Source organism: Helicobacter apodemus, assembly GCF_000765745.2.
Classification (GTDB): Bacteria; Campylobacterota; Campylobacteria; order Campylobacterales; family Helicobacteraceae; genus Helicobacter_D; species Helicobacter_D apodemus.
The window spans coordinates 21,152-47,000 of record NZ_JRPC02000009.1 but is presented as its reverse complement, the minus strand read 5'-3'; the positions used below and the strand labels follow the sequence as shown (position 1 = coordinate 47,000).

Sequence of the window (25,849 nt, the reverse complement as noted above, 5' to 3'; positions counted from 1 at the left end):
TGACTCCTTTGTGTAAGCTTGCTTAGTTTGTTTGCTTTATGGAATGCTTTTTAAGCACAAAGAGCGTGCAAACATTTGCCGAAAATGCTTTAGTATAAAGAGGGATAAAACCCACTTCTTTTAATTCTAAAAGTAACTTTTCTTTAGTTAGAAACTCTTCAATAGAATCTGGCAAATACCGATAAGCCCGATAGTTTTTAGAGATGATACCACCAATTAGGGGTAGAATGTTTTTGGTATAAAAGCCCATTAAATTCTCTAAAAAGTTTGGATTATGGCATTTAGTAAATTCTAAGATAACTAGAATTCCACCCTCTTTTAGCACCCTCATAAACTCCTCTAAGGCTTTTTTACGCTCTAGCACATTGCGGATTCCATAGGCTATAGATACAATATCAAAACTTTCATTTTCTAGTGGTAGAGCTGTCGCTTCACATTGAGTAAAGCTAATGGAGGGAAGCTTTTTTTGTGCGATTTTTAGCATTTCCGCACTAGGATCTAAGCCCCTAATTTCTTGAAGTGTAATAGCGTTTTTTTGTGCGTTCTTTTGCCAATGTAGTATCATATCCCCCGTTCCACAAGCAATATCTGCAATATGCAAGGAATCTAAACTTTGCTTAGGGAGATTAGAAAAGGCTAAATTACACGCCTTTTTCCTCCAAGCAATATCAATCCCACAACTCATAACACGATTAGCTAAATCATAACTTTGTGCGATTTCATCAAACATTGCGATGATTTCTTGTTGTTTATCTGCCATTAGTATTCCATTGAAGCTTTAGCGGTCTGAAGCCAAGCTTGTAGGCTCTGGATTTGTATTAAAGTAGCTTGTTGTGAAGTTCCTCCATAGGAGTTTCTAGCTTCCATTGAGGCAAATAAATCCAACGCTTTATGAGCTTGTTTTGGGATTTTTGGGTTAATCCTACAAAGCTCTTCTATGCTAAGTTCGCTTAAATCCTTGCCAAGACTCTCTGCGTAGGCTACAGCTTCACCGGTGATATGATGAGCTTCTCTAAAGGGAATATCGCAATTTGTTACTAAAAAATCCGCTAAATCTGTTGCACTTAAATGCCCCTTTTTGCACGCTTGCAACATATTATTGGTATGGATTTCCATAGTCTTTAACAAGTCATTGAGGATTCTTAAGGAAATTTCTAGGGTATCAAAGGTATCAAAAACACCTTCTTTGTCCTCTTGAGTATCTTTGTTATAAGCAAGGGGTAAGCCTTTCATAACTGCTAATAGAGCAAAAAGGTTACCAAAAACCCTCCCACTCTTTCCTCTTAAAAGTTCAGGAATATCAGGATTCTTCTTTTGAGGCATTATTGAGCTTCCAGTAGAATAAGCATCACTTAAGGTAATAAATTTAAATTCATAACTACTCCATAATACAAGCTCTTCTGCAAGCCTTGAGACATGTATAGCAATAAGGGAACAATCATACAAAAAATCTAGTGCGAAATCCCTATCACTTACGCTGTCAATGGCATTAAGTGTAGGAGCGATGAATCCTAAAGCCTTAGCGGTATAAAATCTGTCGGTATTATAAGGTGTCCCGGCTAATGCTGCTGCACCTAAGGGGCAGTAGTTGTTGCGTTTAAAAGAAGATTCTAAACGTTCAAAATCACGCACAAACATACAAATATAAGCACACATTAAAAAACCAAAATTTATCGGCTGTGCGTGTTGTAGATGCGTAAATCCGGGCAAAATAGTTTTTGTATGATCTTGTGCGATATTTAAAAGTGTATGGATAAGATTAAGACATAAAGATCGGAGGGTTTTATTGCAATCTAATACAAAAAGTCTAAAATCAAGGGCTACTTGGTCGTTTCTACTTCTTGCGGTATGGAGCTTTTTACCTGCTTCTCCTATGATTTGGGTAAGTCTTTTTTCTATTGCCATATGAATATCTTCATCACTAAGTGTGAATATGAATCTATCTTCTTGTATCTCTTGTTCTATTTGTTCTAAACCTACACAAATACTTTGCATCTCATCATTAGTTAAAATTCCGCATTTATGGAGCATTTTAGCGTGGATTTTTGAGCCTAATATATCTTGCTTATAAAGTCTTTTATCAAAAGGAAGCGAAGCGTTAAACTCCTCTAATAGCTGTGAAGTTTCTTTATGAAACCTTCCGCCCCATAGTTTATTACTTTTTGTATTTTGCATTTAAAAAGGTTTAAGGACAACTAAAATAGTGATGATAATAAGGGCAATACTAGGGAATTCATTAAGGATTCTAAAGAATCTTCCTGTATGCATATCCCTATCCTCCCTTAGGGCTATCATATAGCGGTATAAATTAAAATGGTAAGCCACTAATAGCACAACAATAAGGATTTTAGCGTGTAACCAACCACTTCCTTTTAAGAGTGTAGGCTCTAAAGCTATCATTGCAAGACCGGAGAGTAGGGTGCAAATCATTGCAGGATAACCAATAAAGTTAAAAAGTTTTTTTTGCTGAATCTTGACTACATCACAAAAGCCTTTATTGCCTTTATGTTCTGTATGATAAACAAAAAGACGTGGGAGGTAGAAAAGCATTACCATCCAAGAGACAAAAGAAAAAATATGAAAAATTTTGATATACAAATATAGCATAAAAATCTCCTTAATTAAAAGCTAAAATTGTATCAAAAAATAAAGGGATTAACCACTTTATTAACTAATTTTATTATAATTCTAAAATTAGATTGAAGATTTGGGAGAAATTGATGAATATTCCTACTTTAGAAGAGGCATTGAAATTTGATAAAGAGGCAATCCAAGCATTAAAGAAAACTTTAAGAGAAAAAATACAGGTAAGCAATCTAAATGCTTATATTGGCGAGATTGAAGATTATCAAGAGGATTTTTTGCCTATTGCTATTAAAGATAATATTAATGTAAAAGGATGGAATATCACTTGTGCTAGTAATATCTTGCAAGGTTATATTGCTCCTTATAATGCTAGTGTAGTAGAAAATCTTTTGAAGCATAAATTTGCCCCTTTTGGGCGCACAAATATGGATGAATTTGCTATGGGTAGCACTAGTGCTAGTAGTTTTTATGGCAAAACCCTTAATCCTAACAATCCTAACAAAACACCCGGTGGAAGCAGTGGAGGGAGTGCCGCTGCAGTAGCTGGAGGGATTGCTCTTGCAGCTTTAGGTAGTGATACAGGAGGGAGCATTAGACAACCTGCTAGTTTTTGCGGTTGTGTTGGATTAAAGCCTACCTATGGGAGGGTTAGCCGATATGGGCTGATTGCTTATAGTTCTAGCCTAGATCAAATAGGACCTATTACCCAAAATGTAAAAGATAGTGCGATTTTATTTGATTGTATCAATGGATATGATAAATTAGATTCAACTTCTGTTAATAAAGAGTCTAGTAAAACTTACCAAAACCTTAACCCTAACAGGAAAATGTCTATTGCCATCATACCCTCTTTGCTAAAAGATGCTGATGTAAATGTGCAAGATGCTTACCAAAAGAGTATTGATATTTTAAGCAAAAACGGGCATAAAATTGTAGAAAAAGCAATGATTGATACAAGTTATATGCTCTCTGCTTATTATGTGATTTGCACTGCTGAAGCAAGCTCTAATCTTGCAAGATTTGATGGAGTGCGGTATGGTAATAGGGCTAAAGAGGTGCAAAATTTAAAAGACTTGTATATAAAAACGCGCTCTAATGGTTTTGGGGATGAGGTGAAACGGAGAATCTTATTAGGCTCTTTTGTATTAAGTAGTGGATATTACGATGCTTATTATATTAAAGCACAAAAGGCAAGGACACTTATTACAAGGGAATACCAAGCTATTTTACAAGATTGTGATGCGATACTCTCTCCTGTTGCTCCTAGTGTGGCATTTGGATTTGAAGATTGCAAGACCCCTTTACAAATGTATTTAGAGGATATTTATACCATTGGTGTTAATTTAGCCGGCTTACCTGCTATCTCGCTTCCTGTATCTAAAGATGAGGGATTACCTATTGGGATGCAGTTTATAAGTTCTGCCTTTAAAGAACAGGAATTATTAGATTTGGCATTAAATTTAGAAAATTCATTAAAATAGGAGCAAAAAATGAGAATCCGAGCTAAGGCTTTAACTTTTGAAGATGTTTTATTAGTTCCTGCATATTCTGAAGTCTTACCTAAAGAAGTTTCTTTGCAATCACAATTAAGCCGAAATATTACTTTAAATGCTCCTTTAATTTCTGCAGCTATGGATACGGTTACAGAATATAGGACAGCTATTGCAATGGCAAGGCTTGGAGGCATTGGGATTATCCATAAAAATATGGATATAAGCTCACAAGTTGCTCAAATTAAAAAGGTTAAAAAAAGTGAAAGTGGAGTGATTATAGACCCAATTTTTATTAGCCCTGAAGCGACTTTAATGGAAGCAAGGGCTATTACGGATAATTATAAAATTTCCGGTGTTCCAGTGGTAGATGATAATGGTGGTTTAATTGGGATATTGACTAATCGTGATATGCGTTTTGAATCAGATTTAAAACGTCTTGTTAAAGAAGTAATGACTAAAGCCCCTCTTATTACTGCACAAGTAGGGACTAGTTTAGAAGAAGCAAGAAATATTATGAATAAGCATAAAATTGAAAAATTACCTATTGTGAATGAAAAAGGAATTTTAAAAGGATTAATTACGATTAAAGATATACAAAAACGTATTGAATATCCTTATGCAAATAAAGATGATTTTGGACGCTTAAGGGTTGGGGCTGCTATTGGCGTATATCAATATGATAGGGCTAAAGCATTAGTAGAAGCAGGTGTTGATATTTTGGTTTTAGATTCAGCACACGGGCATAGCAAGGGAATTTTAGAGACTATTAAAGAGATTAAAAAATATCTTAATATTGATATTGTTGCAGGTAATGTCGCTACAAGTGAGGGTGCAGAGGCATTAATTGGAGCAGGTGTAGATGGGGTAAAAGTAGGGATTGGTCCAGGAAGTATTTGCACAACGCGTATTGTAGCAGGTGTAGGTGTCCCACAAATTACTGCTATTGCCGATGTTGCAAAGGCTTGCCATAAGGTAGGGATACCCTTAATTGCCGATGGGGGGATTAAGTATTCTGGCGATATTGCTAAAGCTCTTGCAGCAGGTGCTAGTAGTGTAATGATAGGGAGTATGTTAGCAGGAACAGAGGAATCACCGGGTGAGACTATCATTTATGAAGGCAGACAATATAAGAGCTATCGAGGAATGGGAAGCTTGGGTGCTATGAATAAGGGGAGTGCAGATAGATACTTTCAAGAAGGAATGGCACAAGAGAAATTTGTCCCTGAAGGGATTGAGGGAAGAGTCCCTTATAGGGGTAAAATCGCAGATGTAATCCACCAAATGGTTGGTGGTTTACGTTCATCAATGGGATATTTAGGAGCTAAAGATATTACTACACTTTGGGAGAGAGCAGAATTTGTAGAGATTACACAAAGTGGATTAAGAGAATCGCATGTTCATGATGTCTTAATTACAAAGGAAGCCCCAAATTATCACATTAACCATTAAAATGGAATCTTGACAAAAAGTTGTGAAAACATTATAATTTTGCTTCGTGTCGGGGCGTGGCGCAGTCTGGTTAGCGCACTTGGTTTGGGACCAAGGGGTCGAAGGTTCGAATCCTTTCGCCCCGACCATTTTGGTGGGCGTAGCTCAGTTGGTTAGAGCATCAGATTGTGGTCCTGAGGGTCGTGGGTTCGATTCCCATCGCCCACCCCATCATTTCTTCTTATCTTATCAAATCCGCTTATAAAACAAAAGTTGTGGTTTATTCTTTTGGATGTGCTGGCATTCAAATAACCTTTTTGTTATCTGCTAATTTGTGATGTATTGCGTATATCAAACTTTGGCAAAATAGCAAATAAAATAAACCAAATAAGGGTTTAGTGCAACAGAATACTTGGAATATAAAATGTAGAATATCTCTTAAATACGAATTTATAAGCTTTTCATTACCTTTTTAAATTTTACTAAAACCTATTTTGCAATTTTATAATCTTGTTTTTTATCCCCATGATGAATGTTGATTTTGTTGGTAGTTTTATTATTTATAAATGCCTTTTAGCAATAGAATATTTTAGAATCATTACTTTTGGTTATAATTAAAGTAAATCTTAAGTTTATTGGAATATTTTTAGTATGCTGTATAGACTTTGTTTGGATGTCAATGCAATCTTTGCAATAAGGACTTTAAAAGCGTTAAAGGTGCTTTTTAATCTATTTTGATTGCAAATGCAGAATTAATAAAGATTCTTGGTTTTTGTGCTTTTTATGTCCCATTGTTGATAGTTTGCTCCATCATATATCTGTTAAAATCATTCTAGGTTCTTTTTAAAAAGGCTATTCATTCAACGCCTTCCTTAAGAATCTTAGTAGCATACACTTATTATAGCCTTATCCTAGTTTTCTTAATTGCTTGTTCGGAATCGGAATTGTCCTTTTTTAAAAACCATTTTAAAGCCTCCGATGCTATAAAGCCATCGATTTTCAATCGTATTTTTCATAAAAGCTGCTATCTCCCCACCAATATTTTTATGATAAATAATGCCTACTCCATCGGTATGCCCTATCGAACAAACTGTCCCTCGATGATGGAATTTAAAGGGTTTATTGAAAGGGAGATTTTCTAGTTTTGCGATTAAAAGCTTGGCTAAATAATCTCCCATTTGTGCAGAAAGCTGTGCTGTTGGTGCGTGAATAGCATCTTTACTTGTAGCTAAGGCACAATCTCCTACTACATAAATATTAGGAAAAGCTTCACATTGTAAATTAGCATTGACAGGGATTCTACCTTTTTTATTAGGAATTTCTGAATTTTCAACAATATCATTGCCTTTAACACCAGCACTCCAAATGATAATATTCCCTTGGATTTCTAAAGATTGCCCATTTTGTTTAAGCAATACTTTATTTTCTTGAATCTCTTCAATAGTTCCATTAGAAATTAAATTAACTCCTATTTGTTTTAGTTTGTTTTCTGCACATAGAGTGAGTGTCTCATTAAAAACAGGTAAGATATGTGGGGATCTCCCTATGCAAGTTACTTTGGGTATTTTTCTATCAATACCGCAAATAAGGCATAGTTCATCAAGTTGTGTAGCAAGTTCTGCGGCAAATTCTATCCCCGTAAATCCTGTCCCACATACTATGGTATGCAAGTCTAAGGGGTTTTTGGTATGGACAAATTCTTTAAAATTATTTTCAATATTTTGAGTAAGCTTTAAAGAGGCGTTAAGAGAGGATAATTTGTGGGTATAAGAATCAACACCTTTTATTCCAAAATTATCGGGTTTAAACCCCAAACCAACAACTAAATAATCATAGTGATATTCTCCACCATTACCTATGACCTTGTTTTCTTTAGGGCAGAGCTTGATAATCTTGTCTTTAATGAAGCAGATTTTATTGGGATTGAGGATTTTACGATAGTAGATTCTTGCTTTTCTTGGGCTTAAAGTCCCAACCGCTACCTTATGTAATAAAGTGGTTTGATAATGGTAGTCGTGCTTACTAATTAAAGTAATTTTTGCCTTGCTTTTGAGTTGTCTTTGTATCCCAAGTGCCACTTTTAATCCACCATATCCTCCACCGATAATTAGGATATTTTGTTTATAAACCTCCATAGATTATTTCTCCTAAATGTATGAATTTATAAGGTGAATTTTTATTTTACTTATTTTTTGTAAAGTTGTGCTGAAATAATATTTAATAATGGGATTTACTCCTTTGATTTTGTTATAATGGTAGCCTAATTTAATCTTTTAGGAGTGTTGGTGCAAAGCTTTAGACGTTCTATTTTAGTAGTTTTAGTGTTTGTTTTAATGTATTGTTTGGTGGTTTTTCCTGAATTAGCAAAGATATTAGCAGGAGTGGCTATTTTACTTATTGGAATGATGAATCTTAGTGCAGGTTTTAAGGTTTTTAGTGGAGGGTTATTAGAAAAGATTTTGACAAAATCCACAGATACACGTTTTAAAAGTATTGCTTTTGGGGTTATAACCACAGTTTTAATGCAATCTTCTACGCTTGTATCCATAATTTCTATCTCTTTTCTTTCTGCTGGATTAATTACTCTAGCACAAGGAATTGGGATTGTATTTGGTGCAAATTTAGGGAATAGTGCCGGTTCTTGGTTGATTGTTGGATTAACAAATATTAATATTTCTACTTTAGCAATACCCTTAATTGTTAGTGGGACATTACTAGGTTTTCAAAAAGATAATATTTTAAAAGGTGTAGGTTCGATTTTTATGGGGATTGGCTTTTTCTTTTTGGGTGTTGATTATATTAAAAATGGATTTGAATCTTATAAAGAAATTATGGATTTATCACAATTTAATTTTGTAGGCTTTAAAGGAGTTTTGATTTTTGTTGCTTTAGGGGCATTAACTACGGGGATTGTTCAATCAAGCCACGCAACTTTAGCCATTATTATCTCTGCCCTTGTTAGCGGACAGATTGGTTATGAAAATGCTCTTGCGGCAACTTTGGGGACAAGTGTTGGAGGTGTAGTTACTGCAGTAATTGCTAGTTTAAGCACTAATATTGAGGGCAAAAAACTTGCTTTAGCTAATTGTATTTTTAATTTTACTATTGCACTACTTGTTATTATATTTTTTCCTTATTTTGTGCATCTAGTGGATATTACTGCTAGTATTATTGGAATCTCTCAAGAGAATTTACCTTTAAAAACCGCTTTATTTCATACCTTGTTTAATCTTGTAGCCGTTATATTTATTTCTTTGTTTATTGCCCAAATTGTTTTATTTTTAGATAAAGTTGTTAAAGCTCCAAAAGATAGAGATATGGATGTGCCTTTATATTTAAATAAAAATATTATTGAATATCCTAATACTGCTATTGAAGCTTTGCAAAAAGAAAGTATGCATTTATATAATAATGCTTATGCAATGATCGCCCATACCATAGGTTTTAATCGCAGTGATATTCGAGGAAAAGTAAGTTTTGATGAGATTATTGCGAGTAAAAAATGGTTTAGCGGGGATGTCGATTTAGATTATCTTTATAAACGCAAGATAAAGGTGCTTTTTGATGCAATTATGGAATTTTCTACAAAAGCTCAAAGTTATATAGAAGATGATGATAAAAATAATAGAATTTTTTCTTTTAAACTTGCTTCAAGAGATATTGTAGAAGCTACTAAAAATCTTAAAATTATCCAAACAAATATGAAAGCTTATGCAAGTTCGTCTAATGAATATTTAGCTAATGAGTATAATATAATGCGAAAAGATTTGGGAGAGCTTTTAAGAAGTATTGAAGAATTGAAGCTAATGAAAGATGAAAACGTGCGTTTGATACTTATGCAACTAAAAGCCGCTAAAGAACTCTTAAAAGAAAAGGATTACAATGCTTTGCGTAAGGTTGAGAATTTGATTGCAAATAATAAAATTAGTGTTACTAATGGAACTTCTATTTTAAATGATAGTGCTTTTATCATTCAAATCGCTACTCAGCTTATTGAAGCTGTAGAGATAATTTTTACTAAAGAGGAATGGCTAGAGGATAAACAGGGCAATGAGAAATAACTTAAAAGAGATTAAGATTTCTTTTGTTTGTAGATATAAATTAGGATTCCAAATCCTACAAGGACAAGAATAGAAAGTATGATAAAATGGAGATATTGTTTAAGGAGTTCTTCATTTTGTCCTAAGAAGTAACCAAGTGTTGTTAGGATAATTACCCAAATCCCTGCCCCTAATAAAGTATAAAAGCAAAATAAAGGCAGATTCATCTTTCCAATCCCAGCAGGTAAAGAGATATATTGACGCACCACAGGGATAAGTCTGCCACTAAAAGTTGAAATGTTGCCGTGTTTGGTAAAAAATGCTTCTATTTTTTTCATCGTAGATTCTTGAAAAAAGAAATATTTTCCATATTTAATAAGAATTTCTCTCCCAAAATATAATGCGAGAAAATAATTAATTAAAGCCCCGCTAAGAGAACCTAAGATACCAAAAAAAATAGCTAAGAAAAAATTTATCTCTCCTTTATGGGCTAAATATCCCGCAGGTATCATAACAATTTCACTAGGAAAAGGAATAAAGCTACTTTCTAAAAGCATCATAACAAATATCCCAAAATAGCCTAAATCCCCAACACTTTCAAGAATAAAATCAATTATAGTTTGCAAAAAAAGCCTTGTTTAAGATTTATAAATAATACAATTATAACCAAATACAAGTTATAATGATAAAGAAAAAGATTTTTAGAGGAAGCGAATATGGCAAAGGATTCTTGTCCTGCTTGTGATTGTCCAAATGGTGTTCCATTATGGCTTGGGACCTATGGGGATATGGTTACTTTAATTCTTACATTTTTTATCCTTTTGCTTTCTATGGCAACCTTTGATACCCTTAAAGTTTCAGAGGCAATAGGTTCTTTAGAAGGGTCTTTATCTGTTTTAGAAAAAGGTTCTTTAACACAAATTAATCCTCCAGCATCTATTCAAGCAACGCCTATAGAAACAGAGGTAGAGATGGATAATGTTGTAAATATTTTTGCAAGTTTAGTCGCGGATTATAATGAAGTAAATAAAATCGCTAGTGGTCCTGCTGTCGAGCTTGAGGAATCTGAAAGAGGGGTTATTATTCGTATTCCTGAATCTTTGCTTTTTGAGAGTGGCAGTGCAATATTGAGTAATACAGGTGGTATTGCCTTTTTAAAACGATTATCTTTAGAGCTTGCAAAAATGCCCGATGGAGTGCTTATAAAAGCAATAGGTCATACAGATAATACGCCTATTCAACCTAATTTAGAGTTTAAGGATAATTTAGATCTTTCTATTGCAAGGGGTGTCAATGTTGCAAATTTAATCATACAACAAGGAGTGCTTCCAAAACGTATAATAGGTGGTGGGGAAGGGGAATTTTCACCCATTGCTAGTAATGAAATACCAACACTTAAGGCTAAAAATAGACGAGTGGATTTATATCTTTATAGTATAGGTGAGGATTTATCCGCTGCTATGGAATCAGTTAGTAAAATAACTCCATAAAAGGTTTATAGTGGAAAGTTCAATTGACAATTTATTTAAGGGTGCTATAGCTTTCAAAGAGAAAGATTTTTTAGCCTATAAAAAATTATTTGAAGACCTTAAAGAAGGACAAAATCCTCATACACTTTTTATTGGTTGTTCAGATTCAAGGGTTGTGCCAAATTTAATCACCAAGACATTACCAGGTGAACTCTTTGTTATCCGCAATATCGCAAATATTGTCCCACCTTATCGCCAAGCTGATGAGTATTTAGCAACCACTTCTGCTGTTGAGTATGCCCTAGAGGCATTAAAGGTTGAGAATATTATTATCTGCGGACATTCACATTGTGGTGGATGTGCAGCTTTGTATGAAGAGGAGCATTTCGAAGCAAGAATGCCTAATGTTAGGAATTGGTTAAAATTAATCCAAGGAGTAAAAGAGAGAGTTTTAGCACTTCAACCAAAGGATAAAATTATCCGCTCTTTTTTAACAGAGCAAATTAATATTGAAAATCAAATCAAAAATCTTTTCACTTACCCTAATGTAAAAGAAAAATACCTTGCACGCACACTTCATATTTATGGTTGGCATTATATTATTGAAAGCGGTGAGGTTTATAGTTATGATTTTAAAAAACACGAATTCAATTTATTAAAAAAGGATACGAGATGATTATAATCGCTGGACCTTGTGTAATAGAAAATGATGAAATTTTAGAGGAAATTGCCGAGAGCTTAAAACCAATAGCTAAAAACCCTCAAATAGATTTTTATTTTAAGGCAAGCTTTGATAAAGCTAATCGGACAAGTCTGGAATCTTTTAGGGGACCTGGGATAGAGAGGGGTTTAGAATCTTTAGCTAATATCAAAAAGAAATTTGGTTATAAACTCTTAACAGATATTCACGAAACTTATCAAGTTAAACTTGCAGCCCAAGTTGTAGATATTCTGCAAATACCTGCTTTTTTATGTCGTCAAACAGATTTGATTGTAGAGGCTGCTAAGAGCAGAGCAATTGTTAATATTAAAAAAGGACAATTTATGAATCCCAAGGATATGCAATATTCTGTTTTAAAAGCCATTAAAACGCGTGGAGGGACAGAGGCAAGTTATGAGCAATCCCAAAAATATAAGATTACACTTACAGAAAGAGGGAGTAGCTTTGGTTATGGGAATTTAGTCGTGGATATGCGTTCATTAGTGATTATGAGAAAATTTGCACCTGTGATTTTTGATGCAACACACGCCGTGCAAATGCCAGGTGGTGCAGATGGAAAGAGTGATGGAGATTCAAAGTTTGCACCTATTTTAGCAAGGGCAGCGAGTGCTGTAGGGATTGATGGTTTATTTGCAGAGGTGCATACTAATCCCAAAAATGCTTTAAGTGATGGACCTAATATGCTAATGCCCGAGGTTTTAAATGAGCTTATTAAAGAATTATTGCAAATTACTAATTTTATACAAAAGGAGCAAAAATGCAATTAATTGAAGGGGAATTGTCATTAATTGGTGATGAGAAAATTGCCATTATTTCTAGTCGTTTTAACCACTTAATCACTGATAGATTGGTAGAGGGTGCTAAAGATTGTTTTTTGCGTCATGGTGGAGTGGAGGAGAATTTAACACATATCTTAGTTCCAGGTGCTTTTGAGATTCCCTTCGCATTAGAGAAGATACTAGCACAAGGTAATTATGATGGTGTTTGTTGTTTAGGTGCTATTATCCGTGGTTCCACTCCGCACTTTGATTATGTAAGCGCTGAATCCACTAAGGGTATCGCTAATGTTACTATTCGTTATGGTGCTGCCGTTACTTTTGGCGTTTTAACAACTGATTCCATTGAGCAAGCTATTGAGAGGGCGGGAACAAAATCTGGCAATAAGGGATTTGAATCCATGAGTGGTTTGATTGAACTCATTAATTTATACCGAAAGATTGGAGCTTAAGTGGCTACAAGGAGCCAAGCACGTGGAGTTGTTATGCAATTACTTTATGCTTATGGTAGCGGGAATGAAAATATTGAGAACTTTATAGAAGAGGTTTTACAGGAGCAAAAGATAAAAAATACCCAAAAGCAGTTTGCTATGAATCTTTTCTTTGGCGTTATTCATCATTTAAAAGCAATTGATTTACGTATTACCCATCAATTAAAAGAATGGAATTTTTCACGTATTGGAGAGATGGAAAAAGCAATTTTAAGGCTTGGTGTTTATGAGATCGTTTATACATCAACTGATAGGGCAATTGTGATTAATGAAGCCTTGGAAATCACCAAAGGTTTTTGTAATGATAATTCTACAAAATTTGTTAATGGAGTCTTAGATGGTGTTTGCAAAAATTTACAAATACCTTTAGAAGAGATTGAAAGAATGATCTGCTCTAAAGGTTGATAGAGCTAAATTTTTGTATTTTTAAGTTATTTATTGTAAAATGTCGCCGTTAAAAATTATTATTTAAGGAGAAAAATTAAATGGCTGGTTATATTGAATTAACAGGACAAAATTTTGACGAAACTATTAAAGATGGTGTTGCGTTAATAGATTTTTGGGCACCTTGGTGCGGACCTTGTAGGATGATTGCCCCTATTATTGATAAGCTTGCAGAAGCATATGAAGGAAAAGCAAAGATTTGCAAAGTCAATACTGATGAGCAACAAGAATTAGCAGAAAAATTCGGAATCCGCTCTATCCCAACAATTTATTTTTATAAAGATGGTCAAAAAGTAGATGAGATTGTTGGTGCTTCAACAGAACAAGAGTTTAAAAATAAACTTGATAGCTTGATTTAAATTGAATATAGATAATTAAAAAGGGTAAAAGTGAAAAAATGTTGCCCTGGTTTTTCTATAGCGTTTATCATTGTTTTTGCAGTAGGTGCATTTTTATATTATCAATATTCTTTTACTTCTGTTTCAAAAATATATTTTAATCAGGATTCTTTTTATGAAGAAGAGGATGGAGAAGTTAATTTATTTGAGCCTATGAGTGAAAAATACCAATTATGTTTTTATAGCTCTTATATGCCTAAATGGGAAGAATTTTTAAAGAGCAAAATAAAGCAAAATGAAAGTATTTTAGCTATAGATATGTATCAATTAGGGCAAAACAATTCTAAAGAAATTATTGATTTAAAAGTTTCTAGTGGAGTTATGTTGAAACTCATTCACGAATTTGATATTAGAATGCTTCCACAATGTTTTTTAATTAAACAAAATCAAGAGAATTTAATGTTATATCAAAGAGTTAAAAATAAAGGTATTTATAAATTATTAAATTTTAAATCCATGTAAGGAGAAAATTATGTTAGAAGTAGCTATTATTGGTGGAGGACCTGCTGGACTTAGTGCTGGATTATATGCAACAAGAGGCGGGTTGAAAGATGTTATAATGTTTGAAAAAGGAATGCCTGGTGGGCAAATTACTACAAGTAGTGAATTAGAGAATTATCCCGGAGTGGCTGAAGTAAAAAGCGGTTTTGATTTTATGGCACCTTGGCAAGAGCAATGCTTTAGGTTTGGTTTAAAACATGAGATGGCAGAAGTTATACGCATAAAAAAGAAATTAGATTTTTTTGTCATAGTTTTAAGTGATGGCAAAGAAATAGAAGCTAAATCTGTTATTGTAGCCACAGGAGGCAGCCCTAAACGTTCTAATGTAAAGGGTGAGGATACTTATTGGGGTAAAGGAGTTAGTTCTTGTGCGACTTGTGATGGATTTTTTTATAAAAACAAAGAAGTTGCTGTTTTAGGGGGAGGAGATACCGCTATTGAGGAGTCCATCTATCTAGCAAAAATTTGTTCTAAAGTGACAATTATTCATAGGAGAAATGAGTTTAGAGCAGCACCTATAACAGTGCAAAGGGCTAAAAGCCTATCTAATATCGAATTTTTAACCCCTTATGGAATTGAAGAAATTTGTGGAGATAATTCTGGAGTTACAGGATTGAAATTAAAAAATTTAGAAAACAATGCGACCAAAGAGATTAATATTGCGGGTATTTTTATGCTCATTGGATATAATGTGAATAATGCAGTGTTAATGCAAGAGGATGGGACATCACTTTGTGCTATGAATGAATATGGACAAGCAATAGTTAATTTAAAGATGGAAACCAACATTCCTGGATTATTTGTAGCGGGTGATTTAAGGCAAGATGCTCCCAAACAAGTAGTTTGTGCAGCTTCAGACGGTGCAACAGCAGCTTTAGGGGCTATAGAGTTTGTTGAGCATCATAAATAAGGAAATTATGTGTTAGGTATAGGAGTTTTTGGGGCGAGTGGTCGTGTTGGGAGATTAATCGTTGAATTTATAAAAGAAAGCCCTAATATTAAGTTAGGGAGTCTTTATACGCGTAAAGTTTTAGACTTTTGTGTTGAATCAGAAACTCTTATTACTAGTGATTTAAAAGCTTTTTTACAGAATTGTGAGGTTGTGATTGATTTTACTACCCCACAAGGCACAGAACGACTTTTAGGAGTAGCTTTATCGCACCCAAAACCTATTGTGATTGGAACAACAGGCTTAGAATTTCATTGTGAAAATCTTATTAAAGAGGCTTCTAAAAAGATGCCAATCTTTTATGCTAGTAACATGTCCTTGGGAGTAGCGGTTTTAAATCGTGCTATTGCAATGGTGGCAAATGCTTTAAAAGATTTTGATATTGAAATTGTAGAAACGCACCATAAGCACAAAAAGGATTCACCAAGTGGGACTGCACTAAGTCTTGCTAAGACTTGTGCAGTAGCTAGAGGATTAGAACTTGATAAAGTTAGAATAAGTGGAAGAGATGGGAATATTGGAGAGAGGAGCGAAAGGGAAATTGGAGTTATGTCTCTTCGTGGAGGTGATGTTGTAGGGAAGCATAATGTTGGCTTTTATGGTGATGGAGAGTATTTAGAACTAATTCATACCGCAACTTCAAGATTGACTTTTGCAAAGGGTGCTATTAAAGCAGCAGTTTGGTTAAAAAATCAGCCAAATGGATTTTATAGTATTGAAAATTTTTTAAACTCTTGAGGTTTTTTGTGGAAAATAAAGACTGGAAAGAAGAATGTGCTGTAGTAGGCGTTTATAATGTAACAAATGCTGCTAGTATGACTTATTATTCGCTTTTTTCTATGCAGCATCGCGGACAGGAAGCAACAGGGATTTCTTCTTCTAATGGAGAAAAAATTGTTACAATTAAAAAAAAGGGATTGGTAACGGAAGTTTTTGATAATGAATCTTTAAGCAAACTCAAAGGATTTAGTGCAATAGGGCATAATCGTTATTCAACTGCTGGTGAGGATTCTATGGCAGATGCACAACCTATTTTTGCCCGTTATGATTTAGGGCAGGTAGCCATTGTGCATAATGGAAATTTAACCAATGCTAAAGAAATTAAACAAGAACTCATTAGGGATGGTGCCATTTTTCAGAGTTATATGGATACAGAAAACCTTATCCATTTAATAGCAAGGGCAAAGCAAGAGAATCTTGTAGATAGAATAAAAGAAGCAATTTTACGCCTTAAAGGTGCTTTTTGTTTTATTATACTTAGTCGCAAAAAAATGTTTGTTATTCGTGACTGCAACGGATTTCGCCCCTTAAGCCTTGGAGAGATTAAAAATGCAGATGGTAGTGTGGGGTATATTGTAGCAAGCGAAACTTGTGCTTTTGATTTAGTAGGTGCTAAATACTTGCGTGATGTTGCACCAGGTGAGATGTTAGTCTTTTCACAAAAGGGAATGCAAAGCTATAATATTATGCCATCCAATCCTTATCCTTGTGTGTTTGAATATGTCTATTTTGCAAGACCAGATAGCCATATTTATGGGAATGTCGTTTATAACATTAGGAAAGCTATGGGGGAGGAACTAGCTCTTGAAAACCCCATAGAAGCAGATTTAGTAATTCCTGTGCCAGATAGTGGTGTAGCTGCTGCTATTGGATATTCCCAAAAAAGTGGTATCCCTTTTGAATTAGGAATTATTAGGAATCATTACATTGGCAGAACCTTTATTGAACCTACACAACAAATTAGAGAGTTAAAGGTTAGATTAAAATTAAATCCTATTAAAGAGCTTATTGAAAATAAACGCATTATAGTTATTGATGATTCTATAGTTAGAGGGACGACAAGTAAGCAGATTGTAAAAATTTTAAGAGATTGTGGGGCAAAAGAAATACATATGAAGATTTCTTCACCTCCCACAATTTCTCCCTGTTATTATGGTGTTGATACCCCAGATATTTCTGAACTTATTAGTGCAAGAATGAGTAATAAGGAAGTGTGTGAATTTATTGGTGCGGATTCCCTATCTTTTCTTTCATTGGAGGGGTTAAAACGTAGTGTTGGCTTAAAGGATTATAAATTCTGTCAAGCCTGTTTTGATGGTAAATATATTCTATAAAGGTCTTGTATGAAACAAATGCTGACTTTTGGACGCTATTGCAAACGTCGTTTTGGGCAAAAGGTGAGAAAAATACCTATAGCACTTGCGGGTTTTACTTGTCCTAATATTGATGGAACGGTTGCAAAGGGTGGATGTATTTTTTGTAAGAATGAAAGTTTTTCTCCCACATTAGAACACGAACCTAAAGTGGCTTTAAAAATGAATCCTAATATGCAAGAAAATCCTTTATTACAAACGCAACTACAACAACTTCATAATCAATATAAATGGCAAAGTGATTTTCACAAAAATAAATTTGGTATTGAACGTTATATGATATATTTTCAATCCTTTACCAACACTTATGCTCCTTTTTCTACTCTACAAAAGCTTTATACACAAGCTCTTAATCTCCCCAATGTCGTAGGAATGTCTATTGGAACTAGAACCGATAGTGTAAATTTAGAGCTTTTAGACTTCTTAGCCACTTTGCAAGAAACAAAAGGGCAGGAAATTTGGGTAGAATATGGGATACAATCTGTTTATGATGAGACCCTAACCTTTATTAATCGAGGGCATAGCACAGATGGAATGGAGTATTGGATTAATGAAACTAAAAAAAGAGGCTTGAAAGTATGCTCTCATATTATTTATGGTTTACCTAAAGAGAGTAAAGAGATGATGCTACATAGTTTAAAAACGGTCTTAAAATGGGGGAGTGATGGAATAAAGGTTCATCCTTTGTATGTGATTGAAAAAACAGCCTTAGCGCAAATGTATCATAAAGGAGAGTATCAGCCTATTACCCTTAGGGAGTATATTGATATTATCGTAGAATCTTTAAAGATAATCTCTCAAAATGTTGTGATTCACAGAGTAAGTGCGGGTGTAAGGAATGATACCCTATTAGCCCCTAAATGGTGTTTTGATAAAAATATTCAAATGCGTAGTATTCGGGAAGCCTTAAAAAAAGCTGGTATTGCGTATTAGTTCTATTTAAAGGCGTTATAAGCCGATTTGCTCTATCATCGTAAGATTTAAAAGGAGATGATATGCAAGTTTGTTATGATGTAAAAACAGAGCCTTCTTTAAAGAGAGAAAAGACTGCTTTTGTCTGTGTTGATATTCAAGAAAAGATTTTTGAAGTAATGCAAGAAAAAGAGAGGTTATTAAAAAACGCCAATAGGCTTTTAAAGGCTTCAGAAATATTAGGATTTAAGACACTTGTTTTAGAGCAATATCCAAAAGGATTAGGAAAGAGTATTGTGCAATGTAGTATAGAGCCTTTAGAGAAACTCTCCTTTAGTGCTTTTGGGGAAAAGAAATTTTGCCACTCTTTACAAGATGAGCAAATACAAACTTTGGTTATTTTTGGGATTGAAAGCCATGTATGTGTGCGTGAGAGTGCTTTTGATGCTAAACAAAGGGGTTTTGAAACTTATGTTATAGAAGATTCTTGTAGCTCTAGAGATTTATTACATCATCATTTAGCTATGCAAGAATTAAGGAATGCAGGGGTTAGGATTATAAGCAGTGAGACTTTACTCTTTACTTCCTTATTGCATTGTAAAGAGAAGCATTTCAAAGCCATTAGTGCGTTGGTTAAAGATTAGTTTTTAAAATAGAAGTTTATAAAAATGTTATAATTTCTACCTTAAAATTAGAATTGAAAGGAAAGATATTGCCAAAACAACAAATGCAACTTGAAAATAATACGGAAGTATTAGAGAAAATTCAAGAGCCTACGCGTTATAAAGTAATTTTGCTAAATGATGATTATACAACACAAGAATTTGTAATGGAGATATTACAGAGTATTTTTCATAAAAATTTGGAGGAATCTTTAAACTTAATGTTACAAATTCATCATAATGGCAAGGGTGTTTGTGGTGTCTATCCTTATGATATTGCTGAAACAAAAGCTATGCAGGTTAGAAAGAAAGCCAAAGAGAATGAATTTCCTTTGCGAGCAATTTTAGAAAAGGTTTAGAGTAAAACAATGATAGAAATTAGTAGAGAATTAAATTTTATTTTAAAAAGCGCACAAAACAATGCGAAAGATTTAGGGCATGAATATTTAACTTTAGAGCATTTATTTCACGCTCTTTTAAGCAATCCAAAGATTATTAAAACACTTCAAGAATGCGGAGGAAATGTAGAGATAATAAAGGAGCAAATTGAAGCTTATTTATTAAATCATATTCAAAAACACCAAAATCATAGTGAAATGCCTATAGAAACTCTAGCGGTTACTCGTGTTATAGAAATTATGATTAATCATGTAAGAGGATCGCAAAGAAAAGAAGCACAAGTAGGAGACTTACTAGCAGCTATTTTAGAGGAGGATAAGGCTTTTTGTTCTAAGGTATTGCATAATCAAGGCATTTCACGTTTAAATATTTTAGAATATATTACAGAACATCAAGGTTTATTTGCTCAAGATAAAAAAGATTCAATACAAGAGGGGAGCTTTTTGGAAAAGTATTGTATTAATCTTACTCAAGAAGCTAAAGATGGAAAAATAGATCCCATTATTGGAAGGAGTAAAGAAATCAAACGCACTTCCGAGGTTTTATTGCGTAAAAAGAAAAATAATCCTTTATTAGTAGGCGAACCAGGAGTTGGTAAAACTGCAGTAGCAGAAGGGTTAGCTATTGAGCTAAACCAAAAAAATAATCCTTTATTTGGTATGGAACTTTTTTCGTTAAATATGGGTGCATTAGTGGCAGGGACAAAATATAGAGGGGATTTTGAAAAACGCATTAAAGCCTTAAGTGATGAGGTTTTAGCAAGAGGCAATGTGATTTTATTTATTGATGAGATTCATATGCTTGTTGGGGCAGGCTCTACGAATAATGGAAGTATGGACGCAAGCAATTTATTAAAGCCAATGCTTGGAAGTGGTAAGCTAAGGTGTATTGGCGCTAGTACTTATGCGGAATATCGTAATTTTTTAGATAGAGATAAAGCATTATCACGTCGCTTTGCTAAAATTGATGTGGATGAGCCTACAGAGGAAGAAACAATTTTGATTTTAGAAGGGGTGAAGAAGTATTATGAGAAGTTTCACAATGTCGTTTATACTAAGGAAGCATTGAAACTTGCTGTCGAACTCTCTGTAAGGTATTTGCACGATAAATTTTTGCCCGATAAGGCTATTGATATTATTGATGAAGCGGGAGCTAGTTATAAGTTGCAGGGTAAGAGCGGTAGAGTGAGTTTAGAAACTATTAAACAAATGGTTGCAAAAATAGCAAAGATTCCTGAAATTGAAGCTACAAAAAACGATAAAGGCATATTAAAGCATTTAGATAAACATCTAAAATCTAGGATTTATGGACAAGATTTAGCTATTGAAGAGGTCGTAACTGCACTAAAACGCAATAAAGCAGGATTAAATCTCCCTAATAAACCCATTGGCTCTTTTCTTTTTAGTGGTCCAAGCGGAGTTGGTAAAACAGAACTTGCAAAGGAATTAGCAAAAGCTCTAGGAATAAACTTTGAACGTCTTGATATGAGTGAATATATGGAAAAACATTCAACCTCGCAACTAATAGGAGCACCAGCAGGATATGTTGGGTATGAAAGAGGAGGTATTTTAACAGAGATGATTAAAAAAAATCCTCATACGCTTTTATTGCTAGATGAGATAGAAAAGGCACATCCTGATGTTTTGAATATTTTTTTACAGGTTATGGATTATGCTAAATTAACAGATAATGATGGTATAAGCAGTGATTTTTCATCGGTTATCTTGATTATGACTTCTAATGTAGGCTCTAAAGAATCTCCAACTTTGGGATTTGCTCAAGATTCTACGATGAAGTTTAATCGTGCTATTAAAGAGAGTTTTTCCCCCGAGTTTCGGAATAGATTTGATGCAATTATCGCCTTTAACCCTCTTAGTCATAAAGAAATTTTAAAGATTGTAGATAAAAGTATTATGGATTTAAATACTCAAATTGCAGAGAAAAATGTTAAAGTTATTTTGCAAAAAAATGCTAAAGAATATCTAGTGCAAAAAGGATTCAATGAAGAATTGGGTGCTAGACCCCTAAATTTAGTCTTACAAAAAGAAATTAAAAACACTCTAAGTGATTTAATGTTGTTTGGTGATTTAAGTAAGGGAGGGGAGATTGTTTTTGAATACTCCAAAAAAGAAGACAAGCTAATTAGTAAAATTAAAAAAGCAACTAAAATATGGAACTAAATTGGGAATTTGATAGATATTTAGCGAGTATTTATCGTAGTAGTGGTTATTTGCATTGTATTGAAGAGATAGAATTCATTGATTTTAAAGAATTTGTTGGTTTAGAAAAAGAGATTGCCTTGCTATGCCAAAATACTCAATCTTTTCTCTCTAACAGGGAATGTGTTAATGTGCTTTTATGGGGAGCTAGAGGTTGTGGAAAGTCTTCGCTCATTAAAGCCCTTTTGGGGAAATATGCTAAAGAAGGTTTAAGGGTTTTACAGATTTTAAAACAAGATTTACAAAAGATTCCTGAAATTTTTGATTATTTGAGAAACAAGCCTTATAAGTTTATTATTTTTTGTGATGATTTGAGTTTTGATAGGGATGAGAAAGAATATAAAGCTCTAAAAACATTTTTAGAAGGCAGTATTGAAGCATTCCCTAAAAATATTTTAATTTATGCGACTTCTAATAGGCGGCATTTATTGCAACAATTCCATGATGAAAATGAGATTTTTGGCTTTGAGGGTGATGAGGATAAGATTGCACTTAGTGATAGATTCCCTTTATGTATAGGTTTTTATAGTTATGGGCATAAAGAATATTTGGAGGTCTTAGCGCAGTGTTTTAAAAAATCTAATATTTATGATGAATTTGCACATATCCAGCAAAAGGCTATCAATTATGCTACCCAAAAAGGTTCTAAAAGCCCAAGAATTGCTAAGCAGTTTTTCAAGCTTTACCAAAGTGGCTTAATAGATATTTTATATAAGGAGAGAGAATGATTAAAAAATGTTTATTTCCAGCTGCTGGTTATGGGACACGTTTTTTACCAGCCACTAAGGCTATACCCAAAGAGATGTTGCCAATACTTAATAAACCCCTTATACAATATGGTGTAGAAGAAGCTATTGAAGCAGGTATTACGAATATGGCAATTGTTACAGGGAGAGGCAAAAGGGCTTTGGAGGATCATTTTGATATTAGTTATGAATTAGAGCACCAAATTAAAGGGACAAGTAAAGAGAATTATCTTAAAGAAATACGAATGCTTTTAGAGAAATGCACTTTTTCTTATACGCGGCAAATGGAGATGAGGGGCTTAGGGCACGCTATTTTAACTGCAGAAAATCTCATTGGCAATGAATCTTTTGCTGTGATTTTAAGTGATGATTTATGCGACAATAATCAAGATATTGGGGTGCTTTTACAAATGTGTAAGATTTATGAAAAATATCGTTGCTCTATCGTTGCTGTGGAAGAAGTTGCTTTAGAGGATATTAGCAAATATGGCGTTATTGAAGGCAGAGAAGTGGGCGATGATGTATTTATGGTAGATAATATGATAGAAAAACCCTCTCAAGAAGAAGCTCCTAGTAATTTAGCTATTATTGGGAGATATATTTTAACACCTGATATTTTTGATATTTTAAGAGAGACAAAACCTGGTAAAAATGGAGAGATTCAAATCACAGATGCACTTTTAGAACAATGCAAAAAAGGTATGGTATTAGCCTATAAGTTTAGGGGAGAACGTTATGATTGCGGGAGTATTGATGGTTTTGTTAGGGCAACAAATGTTTTTTATCAAAAAATTCAAGGAAACTAGTGTATAGTCTAGACTTCTATATTTTTATTTGGTGCCTTTTATTTATAGCTTTACTGCCTTTTATGATTCTTTGTATTATTTTTGTAATTTATGAAAAAATAAAGAATTCATTAGAGTATCAGAAAAATAGGGAAGCAAAATTTAGAAATATTGATTATTTAATTTCTGTATTAAAAGGCACGCCAAGCACAGAAGTTACGCAAGAAATTTTAGATGCCTTTACTACGCATTTTATGCCTTTTGGGGATATTTCAAAAGAGAGTAAAGAATATCAAGGCAGAATGGATTTTATTTCTGCATTTGCACTTTGTAGCTCCATAGATATTGATAATGTAGTGCGCCATAGGGAAGAGTTTGTAAAAAGCAATCCAAATTTTAAAAAAGAAATTGAAACCGCCATTGGTTCAGCACTCAAAACTCGAGAGAGTGAAAAAAAGAAAAAATAGGATTAAGAAGATGGATTTTTTATGCGTTGAAGGTGGTAAGAGACTGCAAGGCTCTATTAATATTTCAGGAGCTAAGAATGCTGCTTTGCCACTTATTGCATTAAGCCTATTAAGTAAAGAACAAGTAACTTTGCATAATTTACCTAATGTTGTGGATATAAAAACTTTTTTTTTACTTTTAAAAATGCTTGGGTGTGAAGTGGAATTTCTTGATACTCACACAACAACATTAAGAATCCCAAAGATTCACAATACCAAAGCCACTTATGATATTGTGCGTAAAATGCGTGCTTCTATTTTGGTGCTTGGACCACTTTTAGGGAGGTTTAGGTATTGTGAGGTGAGTTTGCCAGGTGGCTGTGCTATTGGTGCTAGACCAGTAGATTTACATATTAAAGCATTAGAAAAGATGGGTGCTAAGATACATATACAAGGCGGATATATTGTTGCAGAAGCTAAGGAAGGATTAAAAGGAGCAGTGATTAATTTTGATAAAATCACCGTTACAGGTAGTGAAAATATCCTAATGGCAGCAGCTATGGCTAAGGGAAAAACAAAAATCATTAATCTTGCAAAAGAACCAGAAGTAATTCAGCTTTGCGAAGTTTTAAAAGCAAGCGGTATAGAAATTAAAGGTATTGGTAGTGATGAGGTAGAAATTTATGGGAGTGGAGGAGAGGCTTTAGAGTTACCTTCAAATATTTATGTTATTCCTGATAGGATTGAAGCAGGAACTTATTTATGTGCAGGTGCTATTACAAATTCCCAAATTACCTTACACCAAGTTAATCCTTCACATTTGGGAGCTATTATTTCAAAGTTAGAAGAAATAGGCTTTAAACTCACCTTTAATCAAGATTCTATTACGATTTATCCAACAAGTAAATTTTACCCCTTTGAAGTTTCTACTGCTGAATATCCTGGCTTTCCTACTGATATGCAAGCACAATTTATGGCGTTAGCTACTCAATGTGAGGGAGCTAGTATTATTCAAGAGAGATTATTTGAAAATCGTTTTATGCATGTTAGTGAATTACAAAGAATGGGAGCAAGTATTTCTTTACATGGGAATATGGCTACTATTAATGGAGGTCATGAGCTTTTGGGGGCTGATGTAATGGCAACAGATTTGCGTGCTTCTAGTGCTTTAGTGTTAGCTGCATTGGTAGCTAAAGGAAAGACAAATATTCATAGAATCTATCATTTAGATAGAGGTTATGAAAAATTAGAAGAGAAATTTAGTAAATTAGGCACAAAGATTATAAGAGATAAAGAATGAGCATCCCTCATAATCCTGTTTTATTACAAGAAGTTTTAGAATCTTTTTGCACCCCTTTGGTGGTTGAAAATGGTGGTGTATTCATTGATTGCACTCTAGGATTTGGGGGGCATAGTCAAGCCCTTTTGCAGAAATATCCTAAATTAAAAATTATTGGCATTGACCAAGATGAAGTAGCTATTGCTTATGCCTTTGAACGATTGAGTAAATTTAAAAATAGGTTTGAAGTAAAGTTTGGAAGATTTAGTGAGGTTTTACCAGATATTTGGAATGATGATATTGTAGGAATTTTGGCAGATATTGGCGTTTCTTCTATGCAATTTGATGATAAACAGAGGGGATTTTGTTTTGATTCGCCTTTATTGGATATGCGTATGAATCTTCATAATACCCTAAATGCTAAAGAGATTGTTAATACCTACTCATTAACGCAATTAGAAAGAATTTTTAGAGATTTTGGGGAGATTGGAGAGTGGAAGAAACTGGCACGTTTAATTGTAGATTTTAGGAAAAAAGAAAAGATTGTTTGTGCGAGTGCTTTAAGTGAGTTAATTTCAAGGCATTTTAAACATACAAAAATACATCCGGCAACTCTTGCTTTTCAGGCTTTAAGGATTGAAGTTAATGATGAATTAGGGGAATTAGAGAGAATGCTTAAAATTTGTCAAGAAAAAAATTTTCAAAAAGGTGCTAGAGTAGGGATTATTTCTTTTCATTCTTTAGAGGATAGGATTATAAAAACTGCTTTTAGGGATTGGGAAAGGAATTGTATATGCCCCAAAGAAGTGATGAAATGTGTATGTGGAAATCATCATAAAAGAGGTAAAAACTTTTATAAAAAGCCCCTAAGTGCGACAAAAGAAGAGATAAAGAATAATCCACGCTCTAGGAGTGCTAAATTAAGAGTGTTTGAGTTTGGTAATTAAGGCAA

The 25,849-nt window shown here is 33.8% G+C and carries 27 protein-coding genes and 2 tRNA genes; 24 read left to right on the top strand and 5 right to left on the bottom strand.

All coding sequences use genetic code 11. The annotated features are described in order from the left end of the window. Positions 1-22: 22 nt before the first annotated feature. From ubiE to hemJ, 3 genes are read right to left on the bottom strand one after another with little or no spacing between them, the layout of a single operon-like run. On the bottom strand, positions 23-760 hold the full coding sequence (ubiE, locus tag LS72_RS04405; RefSeq protein ID WP_034553361.1) for a bifunctional demethylmenaquinone methyltransferase/2-methoxy-6-polyprenyl-1,4-benzoquinol methylase UbiE: 738 nt from the start codon (positions 758-760) through the stop codon (positions 23-25). Next, entirely contained in the window at positions 760-2,175 is a 1,416-nt protein-coding gene (gene argH, locus LS72_RS04400; protein WP_034553362.1) for an argininosuccinate lyase, read from the bottom strand. The genes ubiE and argH overlap by 1 nt, the downstream gene beginning before the upstream one ends. Then, positions 2,176-2,607, bottom strand: a complete 432-nt coding sequence (gene hemJ, locus LS72_RS04395; RefSeq protein ID WP_034553363.1) for a protoporphyrinogen oxidase HemJ — start codon at positions 2,605-2,607, stop codon at positions 2,176-2,178. Between the two features lie 119 nt (positions 2,608-2,726). Between hemJ and gatA the strand changes: the two genes are divergently transcribed. The 4 genes from gatA (at position 2,727) to LS72_RS04375 (ending at position 5,738) form a co-directional block, all read left to right on the top strand. Next, positions 2,727-4,067 carry an Asp-tRNA(Asn)/Glu-tRNA(Gln) amidotransferase subunit GatA gene (gene gatA, locus LS72_RS04390; RefSeq protein ID WP_238700708.1) on the top strand — a complete coding sequence of 447 codons (1,341 nt, stop codon included), beginning with the start codon at positions 2,727-2,729 and terminating at the stop codon, positions 4,065-4,067. A gap of 9 nt (positions 4,068-4,076) precedes the next feature. Then, positions 4,077-5,528 (top strand): IMP dehydrogenase, encoded by a 1,452-nt coding sequence (gene guaB, locus LS72_RS04385; protein WP_034553367.1) that lies wholly within the window; start codon positions 4,077-4,079, stop codon positions 5,526-5,528. A gap of 50 nt (positions 5,529-5,578) precedes the next feature. After that, positions 5,579-5,656 (top strand) — tRNA-Pro (locus LS72_RS04380). Between the two features lie 5 nt (positions 5,657-5,661). Continuing rightward, positions 5,662-5,738: transfer RNA gene (locus tag LS72_RS04375), tRNA-His, on the top strand. A gap of 689 nt (positions 5,739-6,427) precedes the next feature. Here LS72_RS04375 and LS72_RS04370 read toward each other — a convergent pair. Continuing rightward, a complete protein-coding gene (locus LS72_RS04370) occupies positions 6,428-7,642 on the bottom strand; it encodes an NAD(P)/FAD-dependent oxidoreductase (protein WP_034553368.1) in 1,215 nt (404 codons plus the stop codon). 198 nt (positions 7,643-7,840) lie between these two features. Between LS72_RS04370 and LS72_RS04365 the strand changes: the two genes are divergently transcribed. Next, positions 7,841-9,568 (top strand): Na/Pi cotransporter family protein, encoded by a 1,728-nt coding sequence (locus LS72_RS04365; RefSeq protein ID WP_194145558.1) that lies wholly within the window; start codon positions 7,841-7,843, stop codon positions 9,566-9,568. An 11-nt stretch (positions 9,569-9,579) separates the two neighbouring features. On the opposite strand, the gene LS72_RS04360 is transcribed toward LS72_RS04365, so the two are convergent. Next, a complete protein-coding gene (locus tag LS72_RS04360) occupies positions 9,580-10,173 on the bottom strand; it encodes a DedA family protein (RefSeq protein ID WP_034553375.1) in 594 nt (197 codons plus the stop codon). A gap of 90 nt (positions 10,174-10,263) precedes the next feature. Here LS72_RS04360 and LS72_RS04355 point away from each other — a divergent pair, with 90 nt between their 5' ends. The 19 genes from LS72_RS04355 to rsmH all read left to right on the top strand — a co-directional run bounded on the left by LS72_RS04355 (position 10,264) and on the right by rsmH (position 25,844). After that, the gene (locus LS72_RS04355) at positions 10,264-11,037 is read left to right on the top strand and encodes an OmpA/MotB family protein (protein WP_034553377.1); all 774 of its coding nucleotides are present in this window, start codon (positions 10,264-10,266) and stop codon (positions 11,035-11,037) included. Positions 11,038-11,059: 22 nt separating this feature from the next. After that, on the top strand, positions 11,060-11,692 hold the full coding sequence (locus LS72_RS04350; protein ID WP_194145557.1) for a carbonic anhydrase: 633 nt from the start codon (positions 11,060-11,062) through the stop codon (positions 11,690-11,692). Beyond that, entirely contained in the window at positions 11,689-12,504 is an 816-nt protein-coding gene (gene kdsA / locus LS72_RS04345; protein WP_034553383.1) for a 3-deoxy-8-phosphooctulonate synthase, read from the top strand. Before LS72_RS04350 ends, kdsA begins: the two co-directional genes overlap by 4 nt. Beyond that, positions 12,495-12,965, top strand: a complete 471-nt coding sequence (gene ribH, locus LS72_RS04340; protein WP_034553385.1) for a 6,7-dimethyl-8-ribityllumazine synthase — start codon at positions 12,495-12,497, stop codon at positions 12,963-12,965. The genes kdsA and ribH overlap by 10 nt, the downstream gene beginning before the upstream one ends. Then, a complete protein-coding gene (gene nusB / locus LS72_RS04335; RefSeq protein ID WP_034553388.1) occupies positions 12,966-13,409 on the top strand; it encodes a transcription antitermination factor NusB in 444 nt (147 codons plus the stop codon). Between the two features lie 80 nt (positions 13,410-13,489). Further along, on the top strand, positions 13,490-13,807 hold the full coding sequence (gene trxA / locus LS72_RS04330) for a thioredoxin (RefSeq protein WP_034553390.1): 318 nt from the start codon (positions 13,490-13,492) through the stop codon (positions 13,805-13,807). Positions 13,808-13,837: 30 nt separating this feature from the next. After that, positions 13,838-14,308, top strand: coding sequence for a hypothetical protein (locus LS72_RS04325; RefSeq protein ID WP_034553392.1), 471 nt, complete (start codon positions 13,838-13,840; stop codon positions 14,306-14,308). A 10-nt stretch (positions 14,309-14,318) separates the two neighbouring features. Then, positions 14,319-15,257: a thioredoxin-disulfide reductase gene (gene trxB, locus LS72_RS04320; RefSeq protein WP_034553394.1), complete on the top strand. Its 939-nt coding sequence runs from the start codon at positions 14,319-14,321 to the stop codon at positions 15,255-15,257. A 9-nt stretch (positions 15,258-15,266) separates the two neighbouring features. Continuing rightward, a complete protein-coding gene (gene dapB / locus LS72_RS04315; protein ID WP_034553396.1) occupies positions 15,267-16,034 on the top strand; it encodes a 4-hydroxy-tetrahydrodipicolinate reductase in 768 nt (255 codons plus the stop codon). A gap of 8 nt (positions 16,035-16,042) precedes the next feature. Beyond that, on the top strand, positions 16,043-17,410 hold the full coding sequence (gene purF / locus LS72_RS04310; protein WP_034553398.1) for an amidophosphoribosyltransferase: 1,368 nt from the start codon (positions 16,043-16,045) through the stop codon (positions 17,408-17,410). Between the two features lie 9 nt (positions 17,411-17,419). Next, positions 17,420-18,382 carry a tRNA modification radical SAM protein MnmL/YtqA gene (gene mnmL, locus LS72_RS04305; RefSeq protein ID WP_138155091.1) on the top strand — a complete coding sequence of 321 codons (963 nt, stop codon included), beginning with the start codon at positions 17,420-17,422 and terminating at the stop codon, positions 18,380-18,382. Between the two features lie 62 nt (positions 18,383-18,444). Beyond that, positions 18,445-19,005: an isochorismatase family protein gene (locus LS72_RS04300; RefSeq protein ID WP_034553905.1), complete on the top strand. Its 561-nt coding sequence runs from the start codon at positions 18,445-18,447 to the stop codon at positions 19,003-19,005. A gap of 68 nt (positions 19,006-19,073) precedes the next feature. Continuing rightward, positions 19,074-19,382, top strand: coding sequence for an ATP-dependent Clp protease adaptor ClpS (locus LS72_RS04295; protein WP_084590147.1), 309 nt, complete (start codon positions 19,074-19,076; stop codon positions 19,380-19,382). A 9-nt stretch (positions 19,383-19,391) separates the two neighbouring features. Continuing rightward, the gene (locus LS72_RS04290) at positions 19,392-21,602 is read left to right on the top strand and encodes an AAA family ATPase (protein ID WP_034553903.1); all 2,211 of its coding nucleotides are present in this window, start codon (positions 19,392-19,394) and stop codon (positions 21,600-21,602) included. Continuing rightward, a complete protein-coding gene (locus tag LS72_RS04285; protein ID WP_034553902.1) occupies positions 21,593-22,369 on the top strand; it encodes an ATP-binding protein in 777 nt (258 codons plus the stop codon). Before LS72_RS04290 ends, LS72_RS04285 begins: the two co-directional genes overlap by 10 nt. Next, entirely contained in the window at positions 22,366-23,193 is an 828-nt protein-coding gene (galU, locus tag LS72_RS04280) for a UTP--glucose-1-phosphate uridylyltransferase GalU (RefSeq protein WP_034553901.1), read from the top strand. The genes LS72_RS04285 and galU overlap by 4 nt, the downstream gene beginning before the upstream one ends. Before the next feature lie 62 nt (positions 23,194-23,255). Next, positions 23,256-23,639 (top strand): hypothetical protein, encoded by a 384-nt coding sequence (locus LS72_RS04275; protein WP_238700699.1) that lies wholly within the window; start codon positions 23,256-23,258, stop codon positions 23,637-23,639. A gap of 10 nt (positions 23,640-23,649) precedes the next feature. Continuing rightward, positions 23,650-24,918: a UDP-N-acetylglucosamine 1-carboxyvinyltransferase gene (gene murA, locus LS72_RS04270; protein ID WP_034553898.1), complete on the top strand. Its 1,269-nt coding sequence runs from the start codon at positions 23,650-23,652 to the stop codon at positions 24,916-24,918. Beyond that, positions 24,915-25,844: a 16S rRNA (cytosine(1402)-N(4))-methyltransferase RsmH gene (gene rsmH / locus LS72_RS04265; RefSeq protein WP_034553897.1), complete on the top strand. Its 930-nt coding sequence runs from the start codon at positions 24,915-24,917 to the stop codon at positions 25,842-25,844. Before murA ends, rsmH begins: the two co-directional genes overlap by 4 nt. The last annotated feature ends 5 nt before the right edge of the window (positions 25,845-25,849 follow it).

What these genes read in the sequence shown, in the direction of transcription:
- ubiE (WP_034553361.1), bottom strand. Translation starts at nt 760, where the DNA reads ATGGCAGATAAACAACAAGAAATCATCGCAATGTTTGATGAAATCGCA.
- argH (WP_034553362.1), bottom strand. Translation starts at nt 2,175, where the DNA reads ATGCAAAATACAAAAAGTAATAAACTATGGGGCGGAAGGTTTCATAAA.
- hemJ (WP_034553363.1), bottom strand. Translation starts at nt 2,607, where the DNA reads ATGCTATATTTGTATATCAAAATTTTTCATATTTTTTCTTTTGTCTCT.
- guaB (WP_034553367.1), top strand. Translation starts at nt 4,077, where the DNA reads ATGAGAATCCGAGCTAAGGCTTTAACTTTTGAAGATGTTTTATTAGTT.
- LS72_RS04370 (WP_034553368.1), bottom strand. Translation starts at nt 7,642, where the DNA reads ATGGAGGTTTATAAACAAAATATCCTAATTATCGGTGGAGGATATGGT.
- LS72_RS04365 (WP_194145558.1), top strand. Translation starts at nt 7,841, where the DNA reads ATGTATTGTTTGGTGGTTTTTCCTGAATTAGCAAAGATATTAGCAGGA.
- LS72_RS04355 (WP_034553377.1), top strand. Translation starts at nt 10,264, where the DNA reads ATGGCAAAGGATTCTTGTCCTGCTTGTGATTGTCCAAATGGTGTTCCA.
- kdsA (WP_034553383.1), top strand. Translation starts at nt 11,689, where the DNA reads ATGATTATAATCGCTGGACCTTGTGTAATAGAAAATGATGAAATTTTA.
- ribH (WP_034553385.1), top strand. Translation starts at nt 12,495, where the DNA reads ATGCAATTAATTGAAGGGGAATTGTCATTAATTGGTGATGAGAAAATT.
- trxA (WP_034553390.1), top strand. Translation starts at nt 13,490, where the DNA reads ATGGCTGGTTATATTGAATTAACAGGACAAAATTTTGACGAAACTATT.
- trxB (WP_034553394.1), top strand. Translation starts at nt 14,319, where the DNA reads ATGTTAGAAGTAGCTATTATTGGTGGAGGACCTGCTGGACTTAGTGCT.
- mnmL (WP_138155091.1), top strand. Translation starts at nt 17,420, where the DNA reads ATGAAACAAATGCTGACTTTTGGACGCTATTGCAAACGTCGTTTTGGG.
- LS72_RS04300 (WP_034553905.1), top strand. Translation starts at nt 18,445, where the DNA reads ATGCAAGTTTGTTATGATGTAAAAACAGAGCCTTCTTTAAAGAGAGAA.
- LS72_RS04290 (WP_034553903.1), top strand. Translation starts at nt 19,392, where the DNA reads ATGATAGAAATTAGTAGAGAATTAAATTTTATTTTAAAAAGCGCACAA.
- LS72_RS04285 (WP_034553902.1), top strand. Translation starts at nt 21,593, where the DNA reads ATGGAACTAAATTGGGAATTTGATAGATATTTAGCGAGTATTTATCGT.
- galU (WP_034553901.1), top strand. Translation starts at nt 22,366, where the DNA reads ATGATTAAAAAATGTTTATTTCCAGCTGCTGGTTATGGGACACGTTTT.
- LS72_RS04275 (WP_238700699.1), top strand. Translation starts at nt 23,256, where the DNA reads ATGATTCTTTGTATTATTTTTGTAATTTATGAAAAAATAAAGAATTCA.
- murA (WP_034553898.1), top strand. Translation starts at nt 23,650, where the DNA reads ATGGATTTTTTATGCGTTGAAGGTGGTAAGAGACTGCAAGGCTCTATT.
- rsmH (WP_034553897.1), top strand. Translation starts at nt 24,915, where the DNA reads ATGAGCATCCCTCATAATCCTGTTTTATTACAAGAAGTTTTAGAATCT.